This window comes from Aquabacterium sp. (genome assembly GCF_044226965.1).
Classification (GTDB): Bacteria; Pseudomonadota; Gammaproteobacteria; order Burkholderiales; family Burkholderiaceae_C; genus Pseudaquabacterium.
This window is the reverse complement of the sequence record NZ_JBGAGA010000040.1, coordinates 1-19,887: the sequence shown is the minus strand read 5'-3', so window position 1 is coordinate 19,887 and position 19,887 is coordinate 1. Positions and strand designations below refer to the sequence as shown.

Here is a 19,887-nt window from a genome sequence, read left to right as displayed (position 1 = left end):
GGCGCCGGGTCGCTATCCTTGCCACCATGTACGAATCGTTCTTCGGCCTCGCGCGCGAGCCCTTCTCGGTGGCGCCGGACCCGGCCTTCCTGTACATGAGCGCGCAGCACCGCGAGGCGCTGGAGCACCTGAACTACGGGCTGCGGCGCGGCGGCGGCTTCGTGCTGCTGACCGGCGAGATCGGCGCCGGCAAGTCCACGCTGTGGCGCTGCTTTCTCGAGCAGCTGCCGCCGGACCTGGACGTGGCCTCGGTGGTGAACCCCAAGCTGGGCGTGGCCGCGCTGCTGGCGCGCGTGTGCGAGGACCTGCAGGTCGAGCCGCCGCCCGAGGGCGGGCGCGCCGTCGACCCGATCGACGCGCTGCACGGCCACCTGCTGCTGACCCATGCGCGCGGCCGGCGCACGCTGATCGTCGTCGACGAGGCGCAGGCGCTGTCGACCGAGGCGCTGGAGCAGCTGCGCCTGCTGACCAACCTGGATACCAGCGACCACAAGCTGGTGCAGGTGCTGCTGATCGGCCAGCCCGAGCTGCGCGAGCTGCTGGAAAAGCCGGCGATGGAGCCGCTGGCGCAGCGGGTGGTGGCGCGCTTCCACCTGGCGGCGCTGTCCGAGGACGAGACCATCCGCTACATCGCGCACCGGCTGGCGGTGGCCGGCCTGGCCGGCGAGCTGCCCTTCGACGCCGAGGCGCTGGCGCGTGTCCACGAACTCTGCGGCGGCGTGCCGCGCCGCATCAACGTGCTGTGCGACCGCGCGCTGATCGCCGGCCATGCTGCGCGCGCGCTGCGGGTCACGCGCCCGCTGGTGGACCTGGCGGCCCAGTCGGTGTTCGGACGCCTCGGTGCGCCGGCAGCGGCGGAAGGGGCGGCGCCGGCAGCGGCGGGTGCGGGTGCGGCGGATGCGGCGAAGCCGGCGGCCACCGATTGGCGCCTGGTGGCCGGCGTCGCCGCGGGCCTGGCCGCCGGCGTGCTGGTGGCGATGCTGGTGCTGACTGGTAAAGGGAGCGGCCTTGCCGCCGAGCGCAGCGCCGGGGCAGCGTCGTCGCCGCCGGCGGGCGTGGCCGCCGCTGCAGCGCTGCAGGCGCCAGCGGCCGCCACGGCCGCCACGGCGGGCTCCGCGGGCGCTGCGACCCCGGTGGCCGATGGCCCGGCACTGGCCGCCGCCATGGCGGTGGCCGGCGACGTCGACGAAGCCCGCGCCTGGCGTGCGCTGGCCGAGATGTGGGGTCGCACCCTGCCCGCCGGCGACCCCTGCGCGATGGCGCCGACGCAAGGTCTGCGCTGCTACCGCGGCCGTGGCGGGCTGGCGCCGGTGCGCCAGCTGGCACGGCCCGGCATCGTCAGGCTCGTCGACGCGCAGGGCCGCAGCGCGCAGGCCTTGCTGATCGGGCTGGACGCGCAGCAGGCGCAGCTGCGCATCGGCGAGCAGGCGCTGTCGGTGCCGCTGGCGCAGCTGGCAAGGGTGTGGCGCGGGGACTTCGCGACGCTGTGGCGCGCGCCCGCGTCCTATCATGACAATGGTGCGGCCGAGGCCGGGGACCGGCTGCTGCCCTGGCTGCAGGAGCGGCTGGCCGCGGCCGAAAGTGCCGGTTCGGCCAGTGCTGCTGCCAATGCCAGCGCGCGCGAGCGGCTGCAGGCCTTCCAGCTGGCGCAGGGCCTGACGCCCGATGGCGTGCCGGGGCCGCTGACCCTGATGCACCTGAACCGCGCCAGCGGCGTCGACGAGCCGCGGCTGGCCCTCGGCCGCTGAGCGCTTGCGAGGCCGCGCGGGCCTCATCCGGCCAGGCTCATCGCGGCCTCAGGTGCGCCAGGGTAGCGCCAGCGGCTCGTCGCCGGGCAGGTAGGTGGCCACCGGCGTCGCGGCCAGCACCGCCAGCGTCACCAGCGGCTCGCTGCCGTCGTTGACGATCTGGTGCCAGCTGCCGGCCGGCAGCGTCATCAGCTGCCCGGCCACGAAGGGCAGGCGCTCGCCGTCGACCAGCAGCGTGCCGCGGCCGGCCTGGCACAGCACCAGCTCGTCGCAGTCGTGCCGGTGCGGCGGCGTGGCGCAGCCGGGCGCCATCTGCTGGTTCCACAGGCTCAGCTGGCGCAGGCCCTCGGCTTCGCCGGCCCAGGTGGCGTGGGCAATGCCGGGGAACGGGGTCTCGGAGGGGGCGGGTGTCGGATGCAGGTACATGGGCGGGGCTTTCGGCGAACAGGGTGTTGCGGACATCGCGCTGCGCAGTGTGGCGACCCGCACGGCCGGCGTGAAGAAGGGTCAATGGCGCTACATTGACGACAAAATTTCCGTAATCCACAAGCACCGACGAGGGCACGATGGCCGGCATGCAGCAGTTCATGGCCTTTGCCGAGACGGCCAAGCACGGCAGCTTCGCGGCCGCGGCACGTGAGCTTGGCGCCGGCGCGTCCACCCTGGCCAAGGCCGTGGCGCGGCTGGAGACGAGCCTGGGCGTCAAGCTGTTCCACCGCACCACGCGCCAGGTCAGCCTGACGGCCGACGGCGAGCGCCTGTTCCAGCGCTGCCAGCGCGTGCTGGCCGAGATCGACGAGCTGCATGCCGATGCCGCCGGTGCCCGCGCCGCGCCCGGCGGCACCCTGCGCGCCAGCGTGCCCATCGTCTACGGCAAGCGGGTGATGGTGCCGCTGCTGGCCAGGCTGCTGCAGCAGCATCCCGGCCTGGCGCTGGACCTGCGGCTGGACGACGGCTATGTCGACCTGGTGAAGGAAGGCTTCGACCTGGCGGTGCGCGTGGGCGAGCTGCAGGACTCGGGCCTGGTGGCGCAGCGCTTCGACAGCCAGCAGCTGGTGCTGTGCGCGAGCCCGGCCTACCTGGCGCGCGCCGGCACGCCGCGCGGCATCGAGGCACTGAAGCAGCTTGCGGTGGTGGCTTTCCGGCTGCCCAGCACCGGCCGCTCGCGCGCCTGGCAGCTGCGCAGCCGCGGCCAGGCGCTGCAGTGGACGCCGCAGGCGCGCGTGCAGGTCAACGACGGCGAAGGCCTGATCGCCGCGGTGCTGCAGGGCCTGGGCGTGGCGCAGGTGCCCGACTACATGGTCGAGGACGAGCTGCGCGACGGCCGGCTGGTCGAGCTGCTGCCCGGCTGCCGGCCGGCAGCGATGCCGATCAGCGCGGTCTACCCCTCGGGCCGCCTGGTGCCGCCGCGGGTGCGGGCGCTGCTGGCACTGCTGAAGACCTTGAAGCGCTAGGTCGCAAAAGGCGCGGCCGCTGCGTTCAGTGCAGGCCGAGCAGGCGGCGTGCCTCGGCTGGCGTGGCCACGCTGCGGCCGGCATTGCGGGCGCAGGCGGCCAGCGCCTCGATCAGCACGCCGTTGCCCGCCGCCCGCGCGCCGCCGGGCAGATAGAAGGTGTCTTCCAGCCCGGTGCGCAGCATGCCGCCCAACTCGGCCGCGCGCTGGTGCACCGGCCAGATCTCGCCGCGGCCGATCAAGGTGGCCTGCCACACGCCACCCTCGGCCATGTAGCGCGGCAGCAGCGCGAGCAGATCGGTGTCGCAGGGCATGCCCGAGGCCACGCCCATCACGAAGTTGTACTCGGGCACGCCGACGGTCCCGCGCGCCATGCCGTTCTTCAGGTACATGCCCACCGAGCGCACGATGCCGACGTCAAAGCACTCGAACTCCGGGTGCGTGCCGCATTCGGCCATCACGTCCAGGTACTGCTGCACCTTGGCCACCGGGTTGTCGAACACCATCGGCGGCCAGGCCCAGTCGCCGTTGTCCTTGAGCTTCAGATAGTTCAGGCTGCCGGCATTGCAGGCGGCGATCTCGGGCCGCACGCGGCGGATGCAGGCCAGCGGGCCGCTGACGTCCGGCCCCACGGTGCCGGTGGTCAGGTTGATGATCACGCCGGGGCAGGCCTCGCGGATGGCGCCGATGACGGCCTCGGCCACGTCCGGATCCCAGCTCGGCAGGTGGCCCATGCCGGGCTCCTGGCGCCGCAGGTGCACGTGCATCACCGAGGCGCCGGCGTTGAAGGCATCGCGCGCCTCGGCGGCCATCTGCGCCGGCGTCACCGGCACCGGGTGCTGCTGCGGGTTGGTCAGCACGCCGGTCAGCGCGCAGGTCAGGATGGCCTTGTCCATCACGGCTCCTTCGTTTCGGTTGTCGCCAGGTCCAGCTCGATCAGCAGCGTGCCGGCATCCACCGCGTCGCGCGGCGCCACGTGCACGGCCGCCACACGTCCGGCGGCGGCGGCGTGCTGCCACATCTCCATCTTCATTGCCTCGACGCAGACCAGTGCCTGGCCCTCGGCCACCGCGTCGCCGGGCTGCACCGCCACCGCGGCCACCGTGCCGGCCACCGGCGCACGCAAGGCCCGCGGGTCGCGCTCCACCGCGGTCGCCGGGTAGGGTGAGACTTCCTCGAACGCGAAGGCCCAGGCGGCACGCACCAGGCGCAGGCCGTCGGGCGCCAGCAGGGCGATGCAGCGGCGCTGCAGGCCGTCGAGCTGATAACGCAGCAGACGATCGTCCAGGCGCAACTGCTGGAAGTGCAGCGGTCGGCCCTGCGCGGGCGTGACGCGCACGCCGGCGCCGCGGGTGCCGCCGTGGCCGGCGGCGGGGGGCTCGGGCTGCACGCGCAGGCTGCGACGCTCGTCGCCGCAGCGCAGCGTCAGGCTCCAGGCGCCGACGCTGGCCGGGCGCCGCCCCGCGCCCTCGCGCAGCGCCAGCAGCGCGGCGGCCAACGCCCAGTCTTCGTCGTCGGGCTGCGGGCGTTGCAGCAGCGGCAGGCCCTGCGCGGCCCAGTCGTCGAGCAGGCCGGTGTGCATCGCGGCCTGGCGGAAGGCCGGGCTGTCGAGAAGCGCGTGCACGAAGCGGCCGTTGTTGACCGGGCCGATCAGCGGCGCGTCGCACAACGCGGCGCGCAGCCGCCGGATCGCGTCGTCGCGGTCGCGGCCATGGGCGATGAACTTGGCCACCATCGCGTCGTAGTACGGCGTGATCTCGCCGCCTTCGGCGAGGCCGTCGTCGATGCGCAGGCCGCCGAAGGCCGCGGTGCCGGGCGCGCGGCCCTGCAGCGCGTCGGCGGGGCGCCAGTGCAGCACCGGCCCGGTCTGCGGCACGAAGCCGGCATAGGGGTCTTCGGCATACAGCCGTACCTCGATCGCATGGCCGTGCAGCGGCACCTGGTGCTGCTGCAGCGGCAGCGCTTCGCCCGCAGCCACGCGCAGCTGCCATTCGACGAGGTCCAGCCCGGTCACGCATTCGGTCACCGGGTGCTCGACCTGCAGCCGCGTGTTCATTTCCAGGAAGTAGTGGTTCAGCTGCGCATCGACGATGAATTCCACCGTGCCGGCGCCGCGGTAGCCCACCGCCTGCGCCGCGGCCACCGCGTCGGCGCCGATGCGTGCGCGCATCTCGGGGCTGACCACCGGCGAGGGCGCTTCCTCGATCACCTTCTGTCGTCGGCGCTGCGCGGTGCAGTCGCGTTCGCCCAGGTGGATGCAGTGGCCGTGCGCGTCGGCGAAGACCTGCACCTCGATGTGGCGGCCGCCTTCGATCAGGCGTTCGAGCATCAGCGTGGGGTCGCCGAAGGCGCTCTGCGCCTCGCGGCGGGCGCCGGCCAGCGCCGCGGGCAGTTCGGCGATGTCGTGCACCAGCCGCATGCCGCGGCCGCCACCGCCGGCCACGGCCTTCACCAGCAGCGGCAGGCCCAGGCGCCGGGCCTCGGCCAGCAGCGTGTCGTCGTCCTGCCGTTCGCCGAGGTAGCCGGGCGCGCAGGGCACGCCGGCTTCGCGCATGCGGCGCTTCGCGGCGGCCTTGTCGCCCATCGCGCGGATGGCGGCCGGCGGCGGGCCGATGAACACCAGGCCGGCATCGAGGCAGGCCTGCGCGAAGTCCGCCCGCTCGGACAGGAAGCCGTAGCCCGGGTGCACCGCGTCGGCGCCGCTGCGACGCGCGGCCTCGATCAGCAGGTCGATGCGCAGGTAGCTGTCGGCCGCCGCGAGGCCGCCCAGCGCCACCGCTTCGTCGGCCTGCCGCACGTGGGGCGCGTGGGCGTCGGCGTCGCTGTACACCGCGACGGTCGCGTAGCCCAGCGTGCGCGCGGTGCGCATCACGCGGCAGGCAATCTCGCCGCGGTTGGCGATCAGGATCTTGTGGAACATGCCGGCGTTGGGTTCGCTCATTGCGGCGCCCAGCTCGGGCTGCGCTTCTGCAGGAAGGCGCTGGTGCCCTCGATGCCTTCGGGCCCCTGCACCGCGCGCGAGAACACGCTGGCGGCCTCGTCGACCAGCGAGGCGCCGGCCGTGAAGCGGGCGCGCGCCAGCAGCCGCTTGGTGGCGGCGATGGCACCGGGCGCGCAGCGCAGGATGTCGTTCAGCACGCGGGCCAGTGCGGCGTCGAGCGCGTCGGCGCCGTGCACCTCGTGGACCAGGCGGATGGCCAGCGCTTCGCTGGCACCCAGGCGTGCACCGCACACCGCCAGGCGCTTGGCCTCGCTGTAGCCCAGGCGCTCGACCAGGAAGGGCGCGATCTGCGCCGGCACCACGCCGAGCGAGGTCTCGGGCAGGCGGAACTGCACGCTGTCCGACGCGATGGCCACGTCCGACACGCAGGCCAGGCCGAAGCCGCCGCCCATCACGGTGCCTTCCAGCACCGTCACCAGCGCCAGCGGCGTCGCGGCGAAGGCTGCGCACAACGCGCCAAAGGCGTGGCTGACCTGGGCGATGGGGTCTTCGCCCTCCGCGGCCGGGCGGGCCCGGGCGGCGGCCATGTCGCGGATGTCGCCGCCGGCACAGAAGTGGCCGCCGGCACCGCGCAGCACCAGCGCGCGGGTGTGCCCGTCGCGCTCGGCCTCGGCCAGCGCGCTGCGCAGCTCCAGCACCATCTGCAGCGACATCGCGTTGCGCTGCTCGGGGCGGTTCAGCGTCAGGTGCAGCACGCCGCTGCTGCGCTGCACCCGCAGCGTGGACGGTTCGGCGGCCATGGTCAGTGCGCGCCCTTGGGCAGCGTGCCTTCGAACTTGGCGATGATGCCCAGCATCACCTCGTCGGCGCCGCCGCCGATGGACACCAGGCGCTGGTCGCGCCAGGCGCGCGAGACCAGGTTGTCCATCGTGTAGCCCATGCCGCCCCAGAACTGCAGGCAGGCATCGGTCACCTCGCGGCCGAGGCGTCCGCACTTGAGCTTGGCCATCGACGCGAGCTTGGTCACGTCCTTGCCGCTGACGTACATCTCCACCGCGCGGTAGGTCAGTGCGCGCAGCGCCTCGATCTCGGTGCGCAGCTCGGCCAGCCGGAAATGCTGCACCTGGTTGTCCAGCAGCGGCTTGCCGAAGGCCTTGCGCTCGCGGGTGTAGGCAATGGTCAGGTCGATGACCTTGTCCAGCCCGCGCAGCGACGAGGCGGCGCCGAACAGGCGCTCTTCCTGGAACTGCATCATCTGGAACATGAAGCCCATGCCTTCCTGGCCGATCAGGTGGCGCTGCGGCACGCGCACGTTGTCGAAGAACAGCTGCGCGGTGTCCGAGCTGTTCATGCCGATCTTGTGGATCTTCTGCCGCGTGATGCCCGGCGCGTCCATCGGCACGATGATCAGGCTCTTGTTCTTGTGCGGGCCGCCTTCGTCGCTGGTGTTGGCCAGCAGGCAGCACCAGTCGGCCTTCAGGCCGTTGGTGATCCACATCTTGCTGCCGTTGATGACGTAGTCGCCGCCCTGCTTGCGGGCGGTGGTCTTCACCGCCGCGACGTCCGAGCCGCCGCCGGGCTCGCTGACGCCCAGGCAGCCCACCAGGTCGCCGTCGATCGAGGGGGTGAGGAACTCGCGGCGCAGCGCGTCGGTGCCGAAGCGGGCCAGCGCCGGGGTGCACATGTCGGTGTGCACGCCGATGGCCATCGGCACCCCGCCGCAGTCGGCCGCGCCCAGCGCCTCGGCCATCACCATCGAGTAGCTGAAGTCCAGGCCGGCGCCGCCGAATTCCTCCGGGTACTTCAGGCCCAGCAGGCCCAGCTTGCCGAGCTTCTTGAACACCTCGTGGCTGGGGAATTCCTCGGCCTTCTCCCAGGCGTCGATGTAGGGGTTCAGCTCCTGCTGGACGAAGCGGGTGACGGTGTCGTCGAGCTGGCGGTGCTGGTCGGTGAACTGCATGGTGTCTCCTGGAAGGGTGGCCGCGTTTTTTGCGCGCTAGAGGCGTGCAACGCCGAAGGTGTTGGGGTGGAGAATGCGGCGCGAGCTTTCCGCCGCCAGCGTGAGGCCGAGCGCCAGCACGCGGCGCGTGTCGCGCGGGTCGATGATCCCGTCGTCCCACAGCCGCGCGGTGCCGTACAGCGCGGTGGATTCGGCATCGAGCCGGCGCTTCAGCTGCTCGCTCATCGCCTTCAGCCCGGCCTCGGCCTGCTCGTCCAGCGCCATGCCGCCGCGCTGCAGCTTGGCGCGGTTGACGATGTCCATCACCATCGCCGCCTGCGCGCCGCCCATCACCGCGGTGCGGGCGGTGGGCCAGGCGAAGATGAAGCGCGGGTCGAAGCCGCGGCCGCACATGCCGTAGTTGCCGGCGCCGAAGCTGCCGCCGAGCACGATGGTGAACTTTGGCACCCGCGCGTTGGCCACCGCCTGGATCATCTTGCTGCCGTGCTTGATGGCGCCCGCGGCTTCGGCCGCCGAGCCCACCATGTAGCCGGTGGTGTTCTGCAGGAAGACCAGCGGCGTGCCGCTCTGGTCGCACAGCTGGATGAACTGCGCGGCCTTGGTCGAGCCGTTGGGCTGGATCGGCCCGTTGTTGCCGATGAGGCCGACCGCATGGCCTTCGATCCGGGCATGGCCGCAGATGGTGTCGCCGGCATAGGCGGCCTTGAACTCGAGGAAGGCCGAGTCGTCGACGATGCGGGCGATGACCTCGCGCACGTCGTAGGGCTGGCGTTCGTCGGCCGGCACGATGCCCATCAGCTCCTCGGCGGCATAACGTGGCAAAGGGGCGTCCGCGGGCGCGCTGGCGTCGTCCCAGGGCAGGCTGGCGAACAGCTCGCGCGCCAGCGCGATGGCATGCGCATCGTCCTCCGCCAGGTATTCGCCGAGACCCGTGGTGCGGGCATGCAGCTCGGCGCCGCCGAGCTCTTCCTCGTTGGCCTCCTCGCCGATGGCGGCTTTCACCAGCGGCGGGCCGGCGAGGTAGATGCTGGAGCGGTTCTTCACCAGCACCACGTAGTCCGACAGCCCTGGCAGGTAGGCGCCGCCGGCGGTGGACGCGCCGTGCACCACCGCCACCTGCGGGATGCCGGCGGCCGACAGCCGCGCCTGGTTGGCGAAGCTGCGGCCACCGTCGACGAAGATCTCGGCCTGGTACAGCAGGTTCGCGCCGCCGGACTCGACCAGCGAGATCAGCGGCAGCTTGTTCTCCAGCGCCAGGGCCTGCGCGCGCAGCCCCTTCTTCAGCCCCATCGGCGCGACGGTGCCGCCCTTCACCGCGCTGTCGTTGGCGCTGATCAGCACCCGTTTGCCGCTGACGACGCCGATGCCGACGATCGCGCCGCCGCCCATCACGCTTTTCTTGCCGTCGTCGTCGTGCATGCCCAAGCCGGCCAGCGTGGCGAGTTCGAGGAACTCGCTGCCGCGGTCGATCAGCCGTGCGACGCGTTCGCGTGGCAGCAGCTGGCCGCGCGCCTCGAACTTCGCGCGCTTGCTTTCCGATTCGGCGACGACCAGCGCTTCGAGCGCGCGCACCTCGGCCAGGCGCTCGTGCATGCGGCGCGCGTTGGTCGCGAAGGCGGCCGACTTCGGGTCGAGCTGGGAGATGAGCGTGGGCATCAGCGCAGCACTTCCGGGGTGACGGCGCGGTGGAAGCCGTCGAACGCGGTGCTGCGTTCGACCGGCAGCGGCGGGATCAGCGGCGTGTGCAGCGAGGCCGCGCCGTCGATCTGCAAGGTGACGCCGGTGATGAAGCCGGCGGCCGGCGACAGCAGGAACACGATGGCCGCGCTGACCTCGGCCTCCAGCCCCATGCGGCGCATCGGCACATGGTTCTTCAGCTGCGGGATCAGCGCCTTCATCGCGCCGCCGTAGGTGTCCATGCCCGAGCTGGCGATCCAGCCCGGCGCCACCGCGTTGACCCGCACACCGGCGTGCGCCCATTCCACCGCGGCGGTCATCGTCAGGTTGCTCATGCCGGCACGGGCGGCGCCCGAGTGGCCCATGCCGGGCATGCCGTTGCGGAAATCGGCCGTCATGTTGACCACCGCGCCACCGTGCTGCTGCAGGCACTGCGTGAACAGCTCGCGCATCATCAGGAAGCCGCCGGTGAGGTTGTTGGCCACCACCGCGTCGAAGCCGCGCTTGGAGATCGCCAGCAGCGGCGCCGGGAACTGCCCGCCGGCGTTGTTGACCAGGCCGGTGATCGGGCCCAGCGCGGCCAGCGCGGCGCCGACGTTGGCCTTGACCGCTTCTTCATCGCGGATGTCGAACGCGCGCCAGGCGCAGCGGCCGCCGTCGGCCTCGATCTCGGCGGCCACGCGCTGCAGCTTGTCTTCGCTGCGGCCGCTGATCAGCACCTGCGCGCCCAGCGCGGCCAGCTCGTGCGCGACGCAGCGGCCGATGCCGGAGCCGCCGCCGGTGACCCAGATCGTCTGCCCGGCGAACAGGCCGGGGCGGAACACGCTGCGGTAGCGGGCGGTGGTGCCGGGGGCGTCGGGGGAAGCGGCTGGGGGGGCGGCTGGGCTCATGGTCCCGCATTAGGCGGCAGGGTGACGTTAACGTCAACGTGCTGACACTTAGGGAATACCAGCGCCCGGCGCGTGATGCCCGCCGCTTACGATGCCGGCCGCAACCCCGAAGCTGGAGAGAACACGATGGACCTGCAAGCCTGCACCGAAGCCCTGCGCGGCAAGGTGGGTGAACAAAGCGGCCTGGGCGCGGTGCTGAAGTTCGACTGCGGCGCCGACGGCGTGGTGCTGATCGACGGCAAGTCGATCCCGAACACGGTGAGCAACACCGACGGCCCGGCCGACTGCACCGTGGCCATCACGCTGGAGAACCTGAACGCGCTGCTGACCGGCGCGCTGGAACCGGTGACCGGCTTCATGACCGGCGAGAACCTGAACGCGCTGCTGACCGGCGCGCTGGAACCGGTGACCGGCTTCATGACCGGCCGGTTCAAGGTCAGCGGCGACATGAGCGTCGCGATGAAATTGCAGAGAGTCGTATGAAGTCCTCGCGCGCCGAGCAGCTGGCCGCCCAGCAGGCGGTCGAAGCCCATCGCAGCGACGATGCGAGCGAGCTGTTCGGCGTGACCGAGCTGTGCGAAGCCTTCGGCATCACGCCGCGGGCGATCCGCTTCTACGAAGACAAGGGCCTGCTGGCGCCGCGGCGCGTCAATGGCGCCCGCGTGTACACCCGGCGCGACCGCGCGCGGCTGGCGCTGATCTTGCGCGCCAAGGCCATCGGCTCGTCGCTGGACGAGATCAAGCACTACCTGGACCTCTACGGCACGCATGGCGAAGGCCGCGCGCAGCAGCTGCGCTACGTGCTGGACCGCACCGATGCGGCGATTGCCGAGCTGGAGCAGAAGCGCGCGCACATCGAGACCACGCTGGCCGAGCTGCGGGTGATCAACGGCACGGTGCGCAAGCAGCTCGGCGGCTGAGCCGGGCGCGCTAGTCGAGCGGCCACGGCACCGCCTGCGGCATCGGTGGTTCCGGCTGCGGCGCAGGCTCGGGCGCGCGCGGCGCGGCGCCCTCCACCGCGCGCCACCAGGGCTGCACGGCTTCGCTGAGCGCGTGCACCGGCTCCACCGCCTCGCCCAGGCGCGGCATCACCAGCCTGGCCTGGTGCTGCGGCGCCAGCGCCAGCAGCGTGTCGGCCGGTTCGTCCCAGGCATGCAGCGCCAGCGCGAACGTGCCCCAGTGCACCGGCAGCAGCGGCGGGCGGCCCAGCAGGTCCAGTGCCTTCAGCGCATTCGCGGGCCCGAGGTGGATGTCGCCCCACGAGGGGTGGAAGGCGCCCACCTCCAGCAGCGCCAGGTCGAAGGGGCCGAGCCGCTCACGGATCAGCGCGTATTCGCCGGACAGGCCGGTGTCGCCGCTGAAGAACACGCGGTGCCGCTCGCCCTCGATCACCAGTGACGACCACAGCGTGGCATTGCGGTCCTTCAGGTGGCGGCCGGAGAAATGCTGCGAGGGTGCGGCGGTGATCGTCAGGCCGGTGCCGGGCACGCGGTGGCTTTGCCACCAGTCGAGCTCGGTGATGCGTTCGGGCGCGATGCCCCAGGCTTCCAGGTGCGCGCCGACGCCCAGCGAGGTGACGAAGGGGACCTTGCTCTTCACCAGCGCCTTGATCGTCGGGTAGTCGAGGTGGTCGTAGTGGTCGTGCGAGACCACGATCACGTCGACCTCGGGCATCTCGCGCAGCGGCACCGCGGCGGGCTGGAAGCGCTTCGGCCCGGCCAGCCGCAGCGGCGATGCACGCGGGCCCCACACCGGGTCGGTCAGCACGCGGTGGCCGTCGATTTCCAGCAGCACGGTGGAGTGGCCGATCCAGGTGGCGCGCAGGCCGCTGGGCGGCGGCCGCTGCCACGTGGCGCGTGGGTCGGCCAGCGGCAGGGGCGCGCGCGGCGCGCGGCGCTCGCCGCCGCACAGGAACTCGCTGATCGACGGCCGCGGCGCGGCGGCGTCGCGCAGGCCGGCGGCAATCGGGAAGACATTGCGAAAACCTTCGCCCATCCACTGCAGCGACGCGCGCATGCGCTCGAGCCGCAGGCCTTCCGATCGTTGGCCGAATGACTTCATGGGGTCCCCTGCCGCCCGCGGCAGGGGCGGGCTTGCCGTGCCGACGATAGCGTGGAAACCGGCCACGGGGTGCGGACCGCAAGTTGTCGCCGCATGTTGCAGCCAGCAACGAATTGCGCGGCGCTCCCCTGGGACGACGCGTCTCACCGTCATTGCCGAGTTAGGGGTCCGGCCAAAACCGCCGCAGCGCTCGGCTAGATTGGCGGCCTCGCGCGCGCGGGGTGGCCACCGCAGCCACCCGCAGGCGCCCGCGGCGATGGATGGGGAGCCCTGATGATGATCGATGCGCTGGCGGCCGTGGCGCCGCCGGCTACCGGCTTCGTGACCGGTGAACGCCTGTACCACCTGGAGTCCGGCGGGCCTTTTGCCGACCTGCTGGTGGAGGCCTGGTGCAAGGACGAGGCGCTGAACGAGCCCTGGCGCCTGCAGCTCAGTGCCCTGGCGCTGCGGCCCGACCTGGACCTGGACGCCATGCTCGGCCAGTGCCTGACGCTGCGCAGCACGCTGGCCGACGGCAGCGCCTGGCGTTGCAGCGGCGTGGTCACGGCGGCAACGGCTGAAGAATCGGACGGCGGTCTTGCGCGCTATCGGCTGACGGTCGAATGCTGGCTCGGCTTGGCGGCGCACACCCGGCGCAGCCAGGTGTGGCAGGAGAAGTCGCTGCCCGAGATCATCGACAGCGTTTTCGAGCGCTACAGCGCCTTCGCCGCCTGGCGCTGGGCCGACTGCGTCGACGCGCACCTGGCGCAAAGCCCGTTCTGCAGCGAAGGCACGACCCGCAGCTACACCGTGCAGTACCGCGAGACCGACCTGGCCTTCGTGCAGCGCCTGCTGGCCGAGGAAGGCCTGGTGTGGCGCAGCGAGGCCGATGACACCGCGCCGATGGGCCACGCAATCGTGATCCTGGCCGACACCGTGAGCCGCAGCTCGTGCCCGGAGGACATCGGCAGCGCCAGCGCGCTGGGCGGCGCGGGCATCCGCTACCACCGCGAAGGCATCGTCGAGGACCAGGACACCATCCAGGCCTTCGGCGGCGTGCGCGCACTGCCCAGCGCGGTGAGCAGCGCCACCGCCTGGGACTACGCGGCCAAGCGCGTGCTCGCCGCCAGCGTACCCACCGCCGCGGCCTACGGCGGCGAGCACGCGCCCTGGCTGGAGGCCTACGATCACTTTGGCGCCTATGCCTTCGCCGGCCGCGCGCAGGCCGAGCGCGCGCTGGAGCTGGCGCAACAGGCCCACGAAGCCCGCCACAAGCGCTGGCTGGGCCGCGGCACGGTGCGCAGCTTCACGGCCGGCACGCACTTCTCGTTGAGCGAATCGATGCTCGACGTGCAGCAGCAGCTGGGGTCCACCGACAAGCGCTTCGTGCTCACGCGCGTGGTCTCGGCCGGCATCAACAACTTGCCGAAGGACCGCAGCGAGCGCATTGCCGCCGGGGCCGACCACAGCGAGCGCGACCTGCTGCAGCCGCTGCTGGCCGACTGGGTGCCGGCCGAGGTCAAGGCCCAGGCCGCGGCCTCGGGCTACGGCAACCACTTCGAGGCGCAGCGCGCCAGCGTGCCCTGGCGGCCGCTGCGTGCCGACGGCACCGGCCAGCGCCTGAACCCCAAGCCGACGGCCGAAGGCCCGCTGACGGCCACGGTGGTGGGACCGGCCGGCCAGGAGATCCACATGGATGCGCTGGGCCGCATCCGCATCCGCTTCGACTTCCAGACCCAGCCCGGCCAGGGCCCGGACACCAGCGCGGGCAGCACCTGGGTGCGCGTGCTGCAGCGCCATGCGGGCGCCGGCATGGGGCTGCAGTTCATCCCGCGCATCGGGCAGGACGTGCTGGTGGATTTTGTCGACGGCGACATCGACCGGCCCCTCGTCATTGGCGCGCTGTACGACGGCCAGGGCGAAGCCGGCATCCCGCCCACGCCCGGGGGCGCCGAGGCGGCCGAAGACGGCAAGCCCTTCAGCCAGTCCAGCGACCACCGCCCCAGCGCACAGGGCAACCGCGCAGGCGGCCGCAGCCCGGCCTGGCATGGCCACAGCGCGGCCGATGCGGTACCCGAGGGCGGCCAGCGCAACGCCGCGGCCTTGAGCGGCTGGAAGACGCAGGAGTTCGGAGCGGTCGGGTACAACCAGCTCGTGTTCGACGACAGCAACAGCCAGCTGCGCGCGCAGCTGGCGAGCACGCAGCACGCGAGCCAGCTGAACCTGGGGCACCTGATCCACCAGGCCGACAACCACCGCGGCAGCTTCCGCGGCTTAGGCTTCGAGCTGCGCAGCGATGCCTATGGCGCGATCAGAGCGGCCAGGGGCGTGCTCGTCACCAGCTACGGCGCGCAGGCCGCCGAACCGGCGGGGGACATGGCCGCGGCCATCGCGCTGGCCAAGCAGCTCGCCAGCCTGGGCCAGGTGATGAGCGACGCAGCGAAGCTGCACCAGACCGTGAGCCTGGCCGCGCACATCGGCAGCGGCCAGGCGGGGCAGAGTTTCATCGACGCGAAGGCCGCGCCGCTGAAGGCGCTGCAGACGGTGGTCTCGGGCATGGTCGACGAGCAGGGCGTGGACGCCGCGCAGGCCGATGCAGCCGCCAAGACCACCGCCGCGAGCGACACGCGCCAGCCGCACGCCACCGACCCCATCGTCGGGATCGCCGCGCGGGCCGGGTTGGCCGTCACCGCGGGGCAGGACCAGCAGTGGGCCGCCGGCGAGACCATCACCAGTGCCAGCGGCCAGGACACGCACTGGGCCAGCGGCGGGAACCTGCGGCTGCACACCGGCCAGGCCATCGGCATGCTGGGCGGGGCGATCGGGCCGGGCAACGAGGCCGCCGGCAAGGGGCTGACGATCGTCGCGGCCAAGCGCGACATCGAGGTGCAGGCGCAGGCCGGCACGCTGGACATCGCGTCGCAGAAGGCGCTGCTGGTCGAATCGGAGAACGGCTTCCTGGACATCGCCAGCCCGAAGAAGATATCGCTGAGCGTGAGCGGCGGCGCGAACATCACGATCGACGGCAACATCACGATCCAGTGCCCGGGGACGATCCTGGTGCTGGCGGGGCACAAGAGTTTCATTGCGCCGAGCGCCATGCCGTATGCGCTGCCGCTGATGCCGCGGCAGATCTGCAAGGAGTGCCTGCTGAGAGCGCGTGCGGCAGGTTCACCGTTCGCGGTGTTGTGATGCTGCGGGCGACGTTTCGGGATGCCGTGGCCGCGTCGTTGAGCGAGGCGCTTGCCGAGGGGCACGGGCGCTACCTGCTGGTCGACGCTGCGGCGCTTGATGGCGCGGGGCTGGGTACCGCCTTGCCGTTGCAGGGCGAGGTGGTCGATCTGCTGGCCTTGGCGCCACTGAAGGATTGGCGCGACACGGCGGCGCCCTTGCTGTTTCCCTTGCAGACGGGTCGATGGTCCGCAGGCGCATTGGCCGCCTGGCGCTCGGTGGCGGATCGCTGGCGCCATGCCAATGCGCTCACCTACATCGAAAGCGTGCTGGATCAGCACGCTATGGCCGCGGCGCTGGCGAGCCGCCAGCGTGCCATGCTGACCGGTGGGATGCCGGTGCTGCTGCGCTATTTCGACAACCGGGTGTTCTCGGTGCTGATGCAGGTGCTGGTTGCCGAGCAGCGGGCCGAGTTGCTGGCGCCGGGGCATTGTTGGGTCCATGCCGATCGGTCCGGACGCGCGTGCGTTCACGCCGCGGAACGCCCCTGCGTCGATCAGGCGCAGCGGCTGACGATGACGGCCGAGCAGGAGGCCGCCCTGATCAAGGCCGCCGAAGCCGATGCGGTGATCGACCAGTTGCTGAACCAGCGTCATCCGCAACTGCTGGCCTTGCTGCCGCCCGATCAGCACGAGGCGGTGTCGCTGGCGCTGGAAGCCGCGACAGCCCATGGCCTGGCCGGCAATCCGGAGCAGGTGGCATTCAGCAGCCTGGCGCTGGCGCTGGGTGCCGGGTTCGACCAGCAGGCGCCATGGGCGACGCTGCTGGCCGATGCGAAGGCGGGTCGCCAGCCTTTCCTGAAGGGTCTCGCGCGGATGGTGACGGAGGGCACATCGTGAGGCGCGGCGCGATGACGTGGCGGCTTCTGGGTGGGTTGGCATGCATCGGGTGGCTGGCGCTGTCCGGCTGCAGCCGCGCGCCCAGTGGTCCGCTCGCGCAGGACGCGCGGCCGGCGCCGGAGCGCTACCACCGCTACAGCCTGACGGTGACGGGCTACAACTACACAGACACGGAGATCGGCTATTTCGGGGCTGCGTTTGGGCCCGGCAGCAATCTCGAAGTGAGCACCCCAACCTCTGGCGGAGGCGGATCATCCTGCTGCGGCACGGTGTCGACGCCGCTGTCGGACAGCAGCACCGTGCCGGTGCGGTGGACACGTGATGGCGATACCTGGTGCCGCCAGGAGGTGCCGCTGAAGGGCCCGATCCCGGCCGACGCGGCCTACCTCGAAGTCCATTTCTACCGCGATGGCCACATCGAGGTGGCGGTGACGGCGCACGCATCGCCGCCACGCCTGCGCCTGGAGCGGGCGCATGCCAACAGCCGCCATGCCGACGAGCGCCAGAACGTCATCAACGACGCAGTCTTTTCGAGGTGCAAGCTTGGCGACTGAGCAAGAGATTCACACGCTGCTGGAGCAGCGGCCGGACACCCTGGCCTTTGCGGCCGCCGGCACCCCGCTGGGTGCACAGCCGACCGAGCGGGCGCCGACGCCGCCCTCGGCGCTGCGTGCCGTTGCGGCAGGCGCGGGCGCCAGCGCTGCGGCCGCTCGCGCTGCGCCTGCCGGCTGCAGCTGCCAGCAACGGCTGGTGCTGAGCTTCTTCTTCGACGGCACCGGCAACAACATCGATGCCGATGTCGGCACGATGCAGCACAGCAATGTCGCGCGCCTGTACCAGAGCCACCAACCCGATGACGAGACGCTGGGGCGCTACCGCTTCTATGTCTACGGTCTCGGCACCTACTTCAAGGCGATCGGCGACGATGGCAACACGGCCCGCGGCAAGGGCATGGGGCACATGGGCCAGGCGCGGCTGGACTGGGCGTTCGATCGCTTCCACGAGAAGGTGAAGGCGGCCGAGAGCCGCGCACAGAACCCGACCAACAAGATCATCGACATCAAGGTCCATGTGTTCGGCTTCTCGCGCGGTGCGACCGCCGCGCGGGCCTTCGTGCGCGACCTGCAGAAGCTGTGCGACTTTCGCGATGGCGCGCACCGCCTGAAGCAAGGCCGGCATCCGGTCGAGCTGAGCTTTCTCGGCATCTTCGACACGGTGGCGTCGGTGGGTCTGCCGATGAGCGCGAACAACACGCCGGGGGCGCGCAGCGCGGGCTGGTACTCGACCACGACCACGGTCGACCTGCGCGCTGGCAATGGCACGGAGAACGGCATCCTCGGCATGGCCTTCGGCGAGCCGGGCGCCGACCCCGCGCCGGGCACCTACGACGGGCATGCCAGCTGGGCCGATGGGCTCGTGGTGTCTGCCCCCGGCTTCGTCAAGCGCTGCGTGCACATGGTCGCGGGCCACGAGATCCGCAATTCGTTTCCGCTGGACAGTGCGCTGGACGGCACGCGCTACCCGCCGGGCGTCAGCGAAATCGTCTACCCGGGCGCGCATTCGGATGTCGGTGGCGGCTACCAGCCCGGTGAGGGCGCGCGCAGCGAGCACTATGGCGAAGTGCTGAGCCTGGTCCCGTTGCGCGCGATGCATGCGGCGGCGATCGAGGCCGGCGTACCGCTGATGGACATCAATACCTTGCGCAGCCGAGCTCAGATCGTCCAGCGATCCTTCGCGCTCGACCCGGAAGGCTCCCGCAAGTTCGCCGAGCTGGCCGATCACTTCAACCACTATCGAACCACGGCGGGCAGCGGGGGCCGCGATGTCGGCCACGAAATGCTCGCGCACAGCCTGTGGTACCTGCGTTGGCGCTTCTTCAACATCCGCCGCACTCGCGAGGCGGCGCGTCGCGGCCAGCCGGGGCATGACCAGGCGATCGTCGCGAGCCGTGAGCCCGGCTTTGCCGCAGAACGCCGGCGCCGAGAGGCCGATGTCAAGGCGCGCCAGGCCGAGGCGGACCGCGCACAGGCCCAGCTCGACCGTGCCGAGTCCGATCTGCAGGCGGCCGAGTACCTGCAGGCGCGCGCGGGGCGGCCGGTGCCGCCTGATCTGCAGCCGCGGGTCGAGCAGGCGCGCATCGAACACGACCGCAAGCGCGACGAGTACCTGTCCGAGAAAGCCAAGCTCGACACGTTCGCCAACGACAGTACGCTGGCCGCCGAGCTGACGGCCTATGACCAGCGCTTGATGCTGGATGCCGAAGCCATCGTGGCGCACCACCGGAAGAACCCGTCATTGAAGCTGCGGCCGCACTACGCCAATCTGGTGAGTGCGTACCTGGACGAGTTCTCGAACGGCAAGGGCTTGAGCGACGCGAAGATCATCGCTTTCTTCGACCGCTATGTGCACGATTCGCTGGCAGGCTTTGCGATGGACTCGACCCTGCCCTCGGACCCACGCGTGGTGTACGCAGGGGGCGACAACAAGCTCCGCTTTGCTGGCTTGAAGAGCGGTGACCGCGACAAGCGCGACCAACAGGCCGCGTGATGTGATGTGATGGTCTGACTCGCCTGGCGCTCACCCGCGCAGATGCTGCAGATGCCGGAACCCGGCGGCACGCGCAAAGTCCGCCAGCCGCCACAGCTGCCCGTTCGCGCCCCAGTGCCCATCCGGCACCTCGTCGAGGATCACCGAGCTGAGCAGGGGCCGCGGGTCCTGCGGCGGCTTGGCCTCGGCCAGCGCGTCATGCAGCTGCCGGATGGCCTGGGCGCGGCGGGCCTCGTCGGGCAGGATGTCGGGCGGCAGCGTGACGGTGATGTAGGGCACGACTGAAATGACAAGGGCACGGGGGAAGTCCCGTGCCTGCATCGTCGTGCCGGTCGGCTTCGGTTCGAAGTGTCGGTTTCGACAGCTTTCGGGCCGAATGCGCCAGCGGCTCTCCTTGAGTTCAGCGCACCCGGAACGAGGCCACCGCGGTGGCCAGCTTGTTGGCCTGTTCCTTCAGCGAATCGGCGGCGGCGGCCGATTGCTCCACCAGCGCGGCGTTCTGCTGCGTCATCTGGTCGAGCTGGTTCACGGTGCCGTTGACCTGGCCGATGCTGCCGCTCT

17 protein-coding genes are annotated in these 19,887 nt (G+C 71.6%); 8 read left to right on the top strand and 9 right to left on the bottom strand.

What is annotated here, in order from left to right; genetic code table 11:
• Positions 1 to 26 precede the first annotated feature (26 nt).
• Positions 27 to 1,748, top strand: a complete 1,722-nt coding sequence (locus tag ACILR4_RS17815) for an ExeA family protein (RefSeq protein ID WP_395702207.1) — start codon at positions 27 to 29, stop codon at positions 1,746 to 1,748.
• A 48-nt stretch (positions 1,749 to 1,796) separates the two neighbouring features.
• Here ACILR4_RS17815 and ACILR4_RS17810 read toward each other — a convergent pair whose 3' ends face one another.
• Positions 1,797 to 2,174 (bottom strand): cupin domain-containing protein, encoded by a 378-nt coding sequence (locus ACILR4_RS17810; protein ID WP_395702206.1) that lies wholly within the window; start codon positions 2,172 to 2,174, stop codon positions 1,797 to 1,799.
• Positions 2,175 to 2,314: 140 nt separating this feature from the next.
• On the opposite strand from ACILR4_RS17810, the gene ACILR4_RS17805 reads away from it, so the two are divergent.
• A complete protein-coding gene (locus ACILR4_RS17805; RefSeq protein ID WP_395702205.1) occupies positions 2,315 to 3,202 on the top strand; it encodes a LysR family transcriptional regulator in 888 nt (295 codons plus the stop codon).
• Between the two features lie 25 nt (positions 3,203 to 3,227).
• On the opposite strand, the gene ACILR4_RS17800 is transcribed toward ACILR4_RS17805, so the two are convergent.
• From ACILR4_RS17800 to ACILR4_RS17775, 6 genes are read right to left on the bottom strand one after another with little or no spacing between them, the layout of a single operon-like run.
• Entirely contained in the window at positions 3,228 to 4,097 is an 870-nt protein-coding gene (locus ACILR4_RS17800) for a 3-keto-5-aminohexanoate cleavage protein (protein WP_395702204.1), read from the bottom strand.
• A complete protein-coding gene (locus ACILR4_RS17795) occupies positions 4,097 to 6,142 on the bottom strand; it encodes a biotin carboxylase N-terminal domain-containing protein (RefSeq protein ID WP_395702203.1) in 2,046 nt (681 codons plus the stop codon). Before ACILR4_RS17795 ends, ACILR4_RS17800 begins: the two co-directional genes overlap by 1 nt.
• Positions 6,139 to 6,942, bottom strand: a complete 804-nt coding sequence (locus ACILR4_RS17790; RefSeq protein ID WP_395702202.1) for an enoyl-CoA hydratase/isomerase family protein — start codon at positions 6,940 to 6,942, stop codon at positions 6,139 to 6,141. The genes ACILR4_RS17795 and ACILR4_RS17790 overlap by 4 nt, the downstream gene beginning before the upstream one ends.
• Before the next feature lie 2 nt (positions 6,943 to 6,944).
• The gene (locus ACILR4_RS17785; RefSeq protein ID WP_395702201.1) at positions 6,945 to 8,102 is read right to left on the bottom strand and encodes an acyl-CoA dehydrogenase family protein; all 1,158 of its coding nucleotides are present in this window, start codon (positions 8,100 to 8,102) and stop codon (positions 6,945 to 6,947) included.
• Between the two features lie 36 nt (positions 8,103 to 8,138).
• Positions 8,139 to 9,758: an acyl-CoA carboxylase subunit beta gene (locus tag ACILR4_RS17780; RefSeq protein WP_395702200.1), complete on the bottom strand. Its 1,620-nt coding sequence runs from the start codon at positions 9,756 to 9,758 to the stop codon at positions 8,139 to 8,141.
• On the bottom strand, positions 9,758 to 10,669 hold the full coding sequence (locus tag ACILR4_RS17775; protein ID WP_395702199.1) for an SDR family oxidoreductase: 912 nt from the start codon (positions 10,667 to 10,669) through the stop codon (positions 9,758 to 9,760). Before ACILR4_RS17775 ends, ACILR4_RS17780 begins: the two co-directional genes overlap by 1 nt.
• 126 nt (positions 10,670 to 10,795) lie before the next feature.
• Here ACILR4_RS17775 and ACILR4_RS17770 point away from each other — a divergent pair, with 126 nt between their 5' ends.
• Both ACILR4_RS17770 and ACILR4_RS17765 read left to right on the top strand, forming a co-directional pair.
• Positions 10,796 to 11,152, top strand: a complete 357-nt coding sequence (locus tag ACILR4_RS17770; protein WP_395702198.1) for an SCP2 sterol-binding domain-containing protein — start codon at positions 10,796 to 10,798, stop codon at positions 11,150 to 11,152.
• Positions 11,149 to 11,589, top strand: coding sequence for a MerR family DNA-binding transcriptional regulator (locus ACILR4_RS17765; RefSeq protein WP_395702197.1), 441 nt, complete (start codon positions 11,149 to 11,151; stop codon positions 11,587 to 11,589). The genes ACILR4_RS17770 and ACILR4_RS17765 overlap by 4 nt, the downstream gene beginning before the upstream one ends.
• Before the next feature lie 10 nt (positions 11,590 to 11,599).
• Here the strand turns inward: ACILR4_RS17765 and ACILR4_RS17760 are convergent, their stop codons facing one another.
• Positions 11,600 to 12,730, bottom strand: a complete 1,131-nt coding sequence (locus tag ACILR4_RS17760) for an MBL fold metallo-hydrolase (protein ID WP_395702196.1) — start codon at positions 12,728 to 12,730, stop codon at positions 11,600 to 11,602.
• Between the two features lie 273 nt (positions 12,731 to 13,003).
• Between ACILR4_RS17760 and ACILR4_RS17755 the strand changes: the two genes are divergently transcribed.
• From ACILR4_RS17755 to ACILR4_RS17740, 4 genes are read left to right on the top strand one after another with little or no spacing between them, the layout of a single operon-like run.
• The gene (locus tag ACILR4_RS17755) at positions 13,004 to 15,901 is read left to right on the top strand and encodes a type VI secretion system Vgr family protein (protein ID WP_395702195.1); all 2,898 of its coding nucleotides are present in this window, start codon (positions 13,004 to 13,006) and stop codon (positions 15,899 to 15,901) included.
• Positions 15,901 to 16,779: a DUF4123 domain-containing protein gene (locus tag ACILR4_RS17750; protein ID WP_395702194.1), complete on the top strand. Its 879-nt coding sequence runs from the start codon at positions 15,901 to 15,903 to the stop codon at positions 16,777 to 16,779. The genes ACILR4_RS17755 and ACILR4_RS17750 overlap by 1 nt, the downstream gene beginning before the upstream one ends.
• A gap of 11 nt (positions 16,780 to 16,790) precedes the next feature.
• The gene (locus ACILR4_RS17745) at positions 16,791 to 17,333 is read left to right on the top strand and encodes a hypothetical protein (RefSeq protein WP_395702193.1); all 543 of its coding nucleotides are present in this window, start codon (positions 16,791 to 16,793) and stop codon (positions 17,331 to 17,333) included.
• Complete coding sequence (locus tag ACILR4_RS17740) at positions 17,323 to 19,326, top strand: phospholipase effector Tle1 domain-containing protein (RefSeq protein WP_395702192.1); 2,004 nt, start codon at positions 17,323 to 17,325, stop codon at positions 19,324 to 19,326. The genes ACILR4_RS17745 and ACILR4_RS17740 overlap by 11 nt, the downstream gene beginning before the upstream one ends.
• 30 nt (positions 19,327 to 19,356) lie before the next feature.
• On the opposite strand, the gene ACILR4_RS17735 is transcribed toward ACILR4_RS17740, so the two are convergent.
• A complete protein-coding gene (locus ACILR4_RS17735; RefSeq protein ID WP_395702191.1) occupies positions 19,357 to 19,605 on the bottom strand; it encodes a 4-oxalocrotonate tautomerase family protein in 249 nt (82 codons plus the stop codon).
• Positions 19,606 to 19,887 lie beyond the last annotated feature (282 nt).